The sequence below is a fragment of the Arcicella sp. genome (assembly GCF_964672035.1).
In genome coordinates, this window is the sequence record NZ_CBABQS010000113.1 from 1 (window position 1) to 10,278 (window position 10,278).

A 10,278-nucleotide genomic window follows, 5' to 3' on the forward strand; every position below is an offset into this window, starting at 1 on the left:
TATCAAAATGACGAAAGAATGGCCATGATTGCCAAAGGAATTGTTCCTCCACAAAAAACTTCGCATGAAGTTAATCCAAGCCATTCGCTGCGTTGGGGGTTTGTTTTGGTTGGTTTTGGAATTGGCTTATTGATGGGTTCTTTATTAGAAAGTTTAACAAATCTTGATGGAGATACTGCCCATTTTTCAATGATATTTATTTTTGGTGGTTTAGGCCTTTTAGGATCCTATTTTTATCAAATGAATTTAGACAAAAAGAATAACTCCATAAAACAAGACTAAATACTTAGCTATCAGGAATTTAATGCCCCTATTTTAAGCAAACTATTTGTTTAAAATAGGGGCATTTTCTTTACTATTTCACCATTAACATATACTTAACAAGCATTAACGTTTCATTAACTTACCTCCGAAGACTTTCTGCGTTATAAGTTCAGATTTGAATATTTAAACCAAATTATAACAAATAGAAATCATGAAAAAGTTAATTGCAGCCATCGCCCTCTTCTTTATTGCCTTCACAAATATCAATGCTCAAAGTGTTGCTTTCAAAGTAGGATATTCTCACTCAGACGTTTTGGTATCGCCTGAACCAGCCAATATTTTCACGCCAAAAGAAACTTTTCATGCCGGGATTGCCATCAAAGAGTTGAAATTAACCGATAAAATTGGCTTCCAACCAGAGATTTTGTATTCAATGCAGGGTTTTAAAGTTGCGAGCGTTGGTAATGTTGGAATTCACTACGTTTCAGTTCCACTATTAATAACTTTTCCAGTAGCAGAAGGATTAGAATTACAGGTTGGCCCACAAGTTAGTTACATGGTTAATTCTCGGGTTGGCGTTATAAATGACTTATTTTCAATTACTTACAAAGGGCTTTTCAATAATTTCGATGCTGGTGCAGTAGCGGGGGTTGAATATAAAGTATTGGATAATATATCGCTTGGGGGTCGTTATTATTTAGGAATGACGGACGTAAATAAAGATTTTGCAATCACTAATAATAAAAATTTATCGGATTATTTTCAAATGCGTAACACGGGCATCCAAGCGTATGTATCATTTAGCTTCGGTAAAAAATAATTTTGTACAAATTAGAGAGTAAAGTGCGAATGTCCATATTTTAAACGGCTAATTATCAAGAAAATGTCCTTGATAATTAGCCGTTTTTATTTTCATTCAGTATAAAATAGCATTCATAGACTTATGATATTACAATTGTACTAATTAAAATAATTTTTAAAACCCTTTAACACTACTCCAAAACGCTATTATGCAAATTTATCAAGCTATCAGTCAGAGAGAAGCACAAAGCTTTAATACTCAACAACTAAGAGACAATTTTTTGATTGAATCTATCTTTCAAAACAATGAAATCAAGATGTACTATACCCACTACGACCGTGTGGTGATAGGTGGTGCTATGCCTGTAAATACAGCCATTACTTTACCAACGTACGATAATTTAAAATCTGAATATTTTTTAGAACGTCGTGAAATTGGAATAATTAACGTAGGGGGCGATGGAGAAATTGCGGTAGATGGCAAAACTTTTCCTTTATCTAAATTGGATGCACTTTATGTAGCAAAAGGGTCAAAATCAGTCGTATTTACCAGTACTCATATTGAAAACCCCGCTCAATTTTTCTTGTTATCGGCTCCCGCTCACCATGCGTATGAGACTCGCAAAATGAGTAAGGAAGAAGCTACGCCCGTAACGTTGGGAAGCCAAGAAACGGCTAACGAACGTACCATTTATAAATATATTCATCGAGATGGTCTTCAAAGTTGCCAGGTAGTGATGGGATTGACGGTTCTGAAACCTGGCAGTATTTGGAATACAATGCCCGCTCACGTACACGATAGACGTATGGAAGCCTATTTATATTTCGACCTCAACGCTGACCACCGAGTTTTTCATTTGATGGGACAACCACAGGAAACTCGTCATTTGGTCGTGGCAAATCATCAAGCGATTCTTTCACCGCCGTGGTCGATTCACTCAGGTGCCGGTACCACCAATTATTCATTTATTTGGGGAATGGCAGGAGAAAATTTAGATTTTACGGACATGGACTTTGCTCCTATTGCTGAATTGCGATAGTTGTTTTTAATATTTTAAAAGCCCACGGATTGAACGGATTAGATACGGATTTTTATAAATTATCTGTGTCTAATCCGTTCAATCCGTGGGCTTTTTGTTTTATTAGTGGGAATCTCGTACTTATTGTCGCATTTTTATGGCTTAAAAATAGTGCAGGAAAATAGGATTGATTGAAAAAAATAAGCTCCTGAAAATCAGAAGCTTATTTTTCTGTCAATTGATGGCATGACTCAAAGTCATGCCATCAATAAAACGCTGTAATGCCTATTTAAAAAACTTCAATTTAACCACTTCTTTCTCAGTCAAGAATCTCCAAGAACCACGTGGAAGGTCTTTTTTGTTCAATCCTGCAAAAGTTGTACGATCAAGTTTTAGTACGTCATAACCCAAAGATTCAAACAAACGTCTTACAATACGATTACGTCCCGAGTGAATTTTGATGCCAATCACCATGTTATCTGGCGTAACAATTCCTACTTCATCCGCTTTAAATTCGCCATCTTCAAGAGTAATTCCTTTCAAAATTTGCTCTTGATGTTCGGCTGTTAAAGGTTTATCAAGCTCTACTTGATATAATTTTTCAACTTCGTTTGAAGGATGCGTCAATTTATCCGCTAATTCTCCATCATTCGTTAGAAGTAATAAACCCGTTGTATTTCTGTCTAAACGACCCACTGGATAAATACGTTCTTCGCAAGCATTTTTCACTAAATCCATTACCGTTTTGCGGTCGTCTGGGTCTTCTGTTGTGGTGATAAAATCTTTGGGTTTGTTAATTAAAACGTACACCATTTTCTCACGACTCAACTTTTTATTACCCATTTTTACCACATCACCAGGTTGAACTTGATGCCCCATTTCAGTAACAACTTCTCCGTTTACCGTTATTTCTCCTGCCTTAATAATGTCATCTGCTTCACGACGTGAACAAATTCCTGCATTGGCAATAAAACGATTCAATCGAATTTCAGAGCTATTTTTCTTCTCAGATGCTTCCATTTTCTTCTGAACTTTCTTCGGAGCAGTATCTCTGTATTGACCTATTTTGTAGGTTGGTGTCCATTTATCAGATTGTTCCGCTGGATTATGCGCTTTAAAGAGATTTTTTCCTCCAAAATTTACTTTTGCTGATCCATAAGACTTCTCTGGTTTATCGTTTCCCTCGCCTCGGCTTTTTTTTTCCTCGGAAGAAGGTTTATCCCCAAAACTTGGACGGGGCTTATTGAAATCTCCTTTATCAAATCTTTTAGAAACGGGTTTTCTTTTATCATTACCGTAACTAAATTGGGGCTTATCACCATAAGGTTTACGTTCGCCAGATGCTGGTGCTGAACGTTCTCCGTAAGGTTTTCTTTCACCAGTAAATTCTCTTTTCTCTCCGTAAGGTTTGTCAGAATTAAATGGTTTTCTTTCGCCCGTAAATTCTCTTTTCTCTCCGTAAGGTTTACGTTCACCCGAATTAAATTCTCTTCTTTCTGGACGTTCGCTATTGAATTCTCTTTTTTCTCCGTAAGGTTTACGTTCGCCAGTAAATTCTCTTCTTTCTGGGCGTTCACTATTGAATTCTCTTTTCTCTCCGTATGGTTTACGCTCTCCACCGAATTCTTTTCTTTCGCCGTAAGGTTTGTCAGAATTAAATGGTTTTCTTTCGCCTGTAAATTCTCTTTTTTCTCCGTATGGTTTACGTTCGCCAGTGAATTCTCTTCTTTCTGGGCGTTCGCTATTGAATTCTCTTTTTTCTCCGTATGGTTTACGCTCTCCACCGAATTCTTTTCTTTCGCCGTAAGGTTTGTCAGAATTAAATGGTTTTCTTTCGCCTGTAAATTCTCTTTTTTCTCCGTAAGGTTTACGTTCACCCGAATTGAATTCTCTTTTTTCTCCGTATGGTTTACGTTCGCCAGTAAATTCTCTTCTTTCTGGACGTTCGCTATTGAATTCTCTTTTTTCTCCGTAGGGTTTACGTTCACCTGAATTAAATTCTCTTTTCTCTCCGTAAGGTTTACGTTCGCCAGTGAATTCTTTTCTTTCTCCGTAAGGTTTGTCAGCATTAAACGGTTTTCTTTCACCCGTAAATTCTCTTTTTTCTCCGTATGGTTTACGTTCACCCGAATTGAAATCTCTTTTCTCTCCGTAAGGTTTACGTTCGCCGCTGAATTCCTTTCTTTCGCCGTAGGGTTTGTCAGAATTAAAAGGTTTTCTTTCACCAGTAAATTCTCTCCTTTCTGGACGCTCTCCGTAAGGTTTTCTTTCGCCTGTAAATTCTCTTTTTTCTCCGTAAGGTTTACGTTCGTCAGCATTAAACGGTTTTCTTTCACCTGTGAATTCTCTTTTCTCTCCGTAAGGTTTGCGTTCTCCGCCAAACTCTTTTCTCTCGTCACTATCTCCGTAGGTTTTTCTTACAGGCACTTCACGTCCTAATTCACGGCTTACATCGTCTTTTCTTTGACGAGTCTGTTCCCTTCTTTCGGGAGTCAAATCAACTTTTTCGATTCGCTTTCTCATTTTTTCTTTTGTTAAAATATTGCAACATCACTGCTGTAAAAAAAATATTATTAATCCCAATTAAAACTAATATTTACGCCCTGTAAATAACTAAATTTCAACGATTTAGCTTACTTTTCTTTTAATGGACTGCAAAGGTACGATTATTTAAGGGTTTTAAAAAAAACTTTTTATAATACAATTTTTAAGTTTATTTTTTTACTCCTCCCAATCAAAACTTCTTGCCACTGCTTTTTTCCAATAATGAACCAAATTATCTCTTTTTGAAGCCTTCATATTGGGTTTCCACGTGTGGGCAATTCCCCAATTTTGTTTTAAATCGTCTAAATCTGTCCAATAACCAACGGCCAAACCTGCGGCGTAGGCGGCACCCAAAGCAGTAGTTTCAATCATGGCTGGACAGACGACTGGTACTTCCACCAAATCTGCTTGAAATTGCATCAGTGTTTGATTTACAACCATTCCACCATCTACCCGAAGCGAAGAAATCTTGATACCAGAATCTTTTTCCATTGCCTCCAAAACCTCCAAAGTCTGAAATGCGGTTGCTTCCAAAGCTGCTCTTGCAATGTGCGCTTTGTTTACGTAGCTGGTTAAACCCGCAATAATTCCACGAGCATCGGCTTTCCAGTAAGGGGCATATAAACCCGAAAATGCAGGGACGACATAACAACCGCCGTTATCTTCAACGGTATTCGCCAAAGTCTCCACGTCCGAACTCTTTTTAATGATGCCCAAATTATCACGAAGCCACTGAACCAAAGACCCCGCAATGGCAACTGAACCTTCGAGTGCATAATTAACGGGCTGATTTCCAAACTGATAAGCTACGGTTGTGAGTAGTCCAAAAGTGGAAGGCGTGATTTTTATACCTGTGTTCATCAACATAAAACAACCCGTTCCGTAAGTATTTTTGGCTTCTCCTGGGGCAAAACAAGTTTGTCCGACCAATGCAGCTTGTTGGTCGCCTAAAATTCCTGCAACGGGTACGCCCGCCAACACGCCACGAGCTTCACCATAAATTTCGCTACTTGATTTAATGGTTGGTAACATGGCTTTTGGAATATTCAAAGTTGCCAAGATTTCATCGTCCCAAGCCAAAGTTTTTAAATCCATTAATTGGGTTCGACTCGCATTTGTTACGTCCGTAATGTGGATTCCGCCATCCGTTCCACCCGTCAAATGCCAAATAATGAAGGTATCCATATTGCCAAAAACGGCATTTCCAATTTCAGCATCTTCTCGAAGCCCCTCCACATTTTCCAATAACCACTTGATTTTCAGTCCACTAAAATACGTAGCCAAAGGCAAACCCGTTTTTTCTCTAAATCTATCTGCGCCACCGTCTTTCGTTAATTCCACCACCATATTTCCCACACGGGTATCCTGCCAAACGAGGGCATTATAATAAGGTTGCCCAGTATTTTTATTCCAAACAACGGTAGTTTCACGTTGATTAGTAATACCAACGGCTGCAATATCAGTAGCAGAAAGATTGGCTTTACCCAACGCTAAACCAATAACTTCTTGGGTATTTCGCCAAATTTCGTTTGTGTCATGTTCAACCCAACCTGCTTGTGGATAAATCTGTTTGTGTTCTTTTTGTCCGACCGAAATCTGATTTCCTTGTTTGTCAAAAATAATAAAACGAGTGCTGGTTGTGCCTTGGTCAATTGAGCCTATGTACATGAATAATGTTTTTAGATGAATGATTCGTAAAGATATAAAATATCATTAAAGCGAGATAATTTATGAGGATAAGATGTTGGATTATTTGATAGGAAACTATTTACCACAAAAAAAAATAGACCAAGGATTTTACGGATTTAAGAGATTTACACGGATAAAATTTAAAAAAATCCGTATAAATCTGTTGAATCCGTAAAATCCTTGGTCTAATTAGTTATCTCAATTATTTCACCTCTAAAACCTTAAACTCCGTCCTACGATTGGCTTGGTGTTCTTCTTCCGAACATGGAATTCCGTCGGCACATTGATTTACTAATTGACTTTCTCCGTAACCTTTTGCCACAATACGAGTAGATGAAATTCCTCGTGAAATGATATAATTAACGGCTGATTCTGCCCGTCTTTGTGACAATTTTTGGTTGTATTCAGACGTAGCCCGTGAGTCAGTATGTGAGCCTAATTCTAATTTAATATTAGGATTGTCAACTAATATTTGTACAATTTTATCCAATTCTGGCGAAGCATCACTTCTGATGTCGGATTTATCTAAATTATAATAAATTGGAGCAATACTGAACGTTGTCGTAATATCTCTTCCTACCTCTGGTTTTGTCATTTTTATACTGGCATAAAAGGTAGTATCAGTCTCTGCTTTGGTCAATTTATCCAATGGAACTGACTTTCCGACCATCGTAAAAGGCTCACGTTTGGTGAAATATCCTCTCTTTTCGGTGACGATGGTGTAAGTCTTTTCTTCATCCATTTTCACCTTCCCAAAAGTGCCTTCTCCTTTGGTATAAACCTCCTCAATGGCTTGATTAGTTGAATTATCAATAATCGCAACTTTCACAGAATCAAGGGCTTGGCTCTTATCATCCGTAATATTTCCCGCTAAAAAATATCGAATGGTTTTCTTTTTTGGAGGTTCAACTTTGGCAATTACTGGCGGTGGAACTTCGTATTTTTTTCCAGGTTGTGTATTTTCGTAGTAATAAATATCATCGTCTCCTTTTCCAGAATCACGGTTTGAAGCAAAATATCCTTTGGTTGAATCAATGGCCACTAATCCAAAATCATCAAAGCGAGAATTTAAAGGGATTCCTAAATGCTCAACTTTAATTTCACCATTTACCCGAGTGGCCGTAAATAAATCTAAACCACCAATGCCAGCGTGACCATCCGAAGAAAAGTACAATTTCCCATCGGATGAAACATACGGAAACATTTCATCGCCCGGCGTATTAATATCCGAACCCATATTAATCGCTCTTCCAAATCTGCCTGCATTGTCAATATTGGCACGATAAAGGTCAATTCCGCCTTTTCCGCCCGAACGATTTGAGCTAAAATACAAGGTTTTATTATCGGCAGAAAAAGAGGGCGAACCGTCCCAAGCCAAAGAATCGGATACCGAAATCATTTCGGGTTCCGACCAAACGCCATCAATATTTTTGGAAATATACAAGTCGACATCGGGAGAAGCGTCTGAGCGTTTGCCCGTATTTCCCCGTGCGAAAACCATCATTTTGCCATCTTTTGAAAACGTTGGCGTTCCTTCGTTGGCATTGTCTTTGAAAATAGTAGCACTAAAAAGCGTTGGCGTTCCAATTTCAGTGGGCGTATTCAAGGACGCACGATACAATCCTAAAAATGGCAAACCATTATTTTTATAAATCACATCCTTACGTGAAGCCGTGAAAATCAATTCGTTTCCCTGTGGAATTGGTGCAAATTCTGTACCCGTAGAATTCAAACTCATAGGTTTGATTTCGATGTACGTTTTCTTATTTGCTAAGGCCTCAATTTCGGGTAAAAGATCAATTTCAGTTTGAGCTTTCAGTTTCAATTCCTTGCTTGGAATGCCTGAGAGGTATTTTTCCAAGTTTTCGCTCGCTTCTTTATACCTGCCTCGCATCTTTTGAGTTGTGGCCAAATGATAACGCAAATCGTTTTCTTTGCTACCCGTAGTCAAGGCTTTTTCGTAATAATCTCCTGCCATTAAAGGGCGATTTGAAAGTCGGTATGATTCTGCAATCAAATAATTGGTTTTGCCCGATTCATAGCCAGCCGCCGATGATTTCTGTAATTCTTTAATAGCCAATTCATATTCGCCATTATCAAATTTTTTCTGACCTTTCTTGAATGATTGCAAGGCAGAATTACAACTGTTTAACAGAACAATTGCTATTAGAAACGATATAGAAGTACGCAATTTTTGCATGAAAGTATTTGTGTTATTTTCCTAATTTTAAGGAAGCCTTCGCTCAAAGCGAAGGCTTCCTTTCTAATTTTTTAATTTATGAATATTTCGTTTTACTAAATACGTCAAAATCAAAACAATCACCAATACAATAAATCCTTTATCGGTATGATTTTGTATAAATAATTGTGGGTCTTTTTTCCAAGAATAAGCCATTACAGCAATAATTAATAATTCTGCAAAAAGGAAAACTTGTAGAATTCCAATGATTACAGAAATCAAAATCGGACGGAGATTCTGGAATATATTTTCTTTTTCTGCCATCAATATTAGAAGAAAAACCCACCAACTCTGATTACAATTGGGCTACCATAAGGAGAAAGAGCCGTTGCACTATATGAAAAATTGTAGAGTGCCGTTATCTGAAATCCTCCGAATCCGACACCAAGACCAGCCAAAACTTGAGGGTCATAAGTAACTGATTGACCTGCCGAAGCAATAAAATATTTTTGTATCTCGCCTTGAGCAAATGCCTTTGAAAGTATTCCCTCTAAAAATTGCAAACGATATTGTCCAAATACTCTGGGTCCATAGAAATTTAAAGCGTTAGGATTATAAGTTAACTTATAATATTGATAATCAAAGGCTAATCCAACGGTAAAATCATTTGTAGCCTGATACCCTACCATCGGCGAAACACTAATTACGGTTGGGTTTCCAAACTGTAAACCTCCGATGCCTCCACCAATTCTAATACGCTGACGAAAAGGTAAATCTCTCACATCTTGTTCTTCATCTAAATCACGTACAGAACTGTCTTGTTTAATTACGATGGGGTCTTGGGCGTAAGTACTTGTATATGAAACAATTGATAAAACTAAAAAGAAAAGAAACTTTTTCATGGTTGTGATTATTTTTGTTATTTGTATGTCTTTATAAACGTAAATAAACTATATTTTCTTGCAAGATACTAAACATTCTTTTGCAGGATTTGATTGTTTTGTTTTATAATTATGTATTTGGCGTGGTTGGATAGTTAAAAATAGGATAGCCCCGTCGGGGCGTAATGTTGGTAGAAGATATTAGAAATGGGAAAACAAGCGCCATCGGAGCGAAATGTAAAGTCAGTCGTTATCGTAAATTCCAATCTTACAAATTAACATATCGCCCCGATGGGGCTTATTGGTAGGGATTTATCATTTTTCTACCAGTATGACACCCCTCTGGGGTTTTGGATATATCGTTAATTTATCCGCCTTTTCCCGCAACTAAACATTTACAAAATTTGTTATCTTTGTTACAATAATTAGACTCATTTTTGGGGTTAGCCTTACTGAAAACCTAATCGCCATTCCATAAATTCATGAATATTACTGAAATTACTAATCAAAATCATACTTCAATCGAAGACCTTGACCCGAAGCGTTTTATCCTTATCAAAGGGGCAAGAGTTAATAATCTAAAAAATATTGATGTTGCCATTCCTCGCAATAAATTAGTCGTTATCACGGGTTTATCGGGTTCGGGAAAATCGTCTTTGGCTTTTGATACGCTCTTTGCGGAGGGACAACGAATGTACGTGGAAAGTCTAAGCTCCTACACTCGGCAATTTTTAGGACGTATGGAGAAACCTGATGTGGATTACATTAGGGGCATTTCTCCTGCCATTGCCATCGAACAGAGAGTTTCGACTAAAAATCCCCGTTCAACGGTTGGGACAACTACCGAAATTTATGATTATCTGAAATTACTCTTCGCACGAGCGGGCGTAACGATTTCGCC

At 37.6% G+C, this 10,278-nt stretch carries 8 protein-coding genes and 1 pseudogene; 4 read left to right on the plus strand and 5 right to left on the minus strand.

Annotated features, from left to right (window positions below; genetic code table 11):
• The 3 genes from AC1W31_RS19260 to kduI form a co-directional block, all read left to right on the plus strand.
• A partial coding sequence (locus AC1W31_RS19260) for a DUF6249 domain-containing protein (RefSeq protein ID WP_481736124.1) occupies window positions 1-282 on the plus strand: 282 nt, incomplete at its 5' end.
• Window positions 283-475: 193 nt separating this feature from the next.
• The gene (locus AC1W31_RS19265; protein WP_481736125.1) at window positions 476-1,084 is read left to right on the plus strand and encodes a porin family protein; all 609 of its coding nucleotides are present in this window, start codon (window positions 476-478) and stop codon (window positions 1,082-1,084) included.
• Window positions 1,085-1,274: 190 nt separating this feature from the next.
• Window positions 1,275-2,105, plus strand: coding sequence for a 5-dehydro-4-deoxy-D-glucuronate isomerase (gene kduI, locus AC1W31_RS19270; protein WP_481736126.1), 831 nt, complete (start codon window positions 1,275-1,277; stop codon window positions 2,103-2,105).
• Window positions 2,106-2,369: 264 nt separating this feature from the next.
• Here kduI and AC1W31_RS19275 read toward each other — a convergent pair whose 3' ends face one another.
• From AC1W31_RS19275 to AC1W31_RS19295, 5 genes are all read right to left on the minus strand, one after another.
• On the minus strand, window positions 2,370-4,607 hold the full coding sequence (locus AC1W31_RS19275; protein ID WP_481736127.1) for a pseudouridine synthase: 2,238 nt from the start codon (window positions 4,605-4,607) through the stop codon (window positions 2,370-2,372).
• Between the two features lie 198 nt (window positions 4,608-4,805).
• Window positions 4,806-6,296, minus strand: a complete 1,491-nt coding sequence (gene glpK, locus AC1W31_RS19280) for a glycerol kinase GlpK (protein ID WP_481736128.1) — start codon at window positions 6,294-6,296, stop codon at window positions 4,806-4,808.
• Between the two features lie 223 nt (window positions 6,297-6,519).
• The gene (locus AC1W31_RS19285; RefSeq protein WP_481736129.1) at window positions 6,520-8,517 is read right to left on the minus strand and encodes a CHU_0125 family OmpA-like outer membrane integrity protein; all 1,998 of its coding nucleotides are present in this window, start codon (window positions 8,515-8,517) and stop codon (window positions 6,520-6,522) included.
• A 63-nt stretch (window positions 8,518-8,580) separates the two neighbouring features.
• Window positions 8,581-8,820, minus strand: a complete 240-nt coding sequence (locus AC1W31_RS19290; RefSeq protein WP_481736130.1) for a hypothetical protein — start codon at window positions 8,818-8,820, stop codon at window positions 8,581-8,583.
• Between the two features lie 5 nt (window positions 8,821-8,825).
• On the minus strand, window positions 8,826-9,398 hold the full coding sequence (locus tag AC1W31_RS19295; protein WP_481736131.1) for a hypothetical protein: 573 nt from the start codon (window positions 9,396-9,398) through the stop codon (window positions 8,826-8,828).
• 461 nt (window positions 9,399-9,859) lie between these two features.
• On the opposite strand from AC1W31_RS19295, the pseudogene AC1W31_RS19300 reads away from it, so the two are divergent.
• A pseudogene (locus tag AC1W31_RS19300) lies at window positions 9,860-10,278 on the plus strand (excinuclease ABC subunit UvrA); the annotation flags it as partial.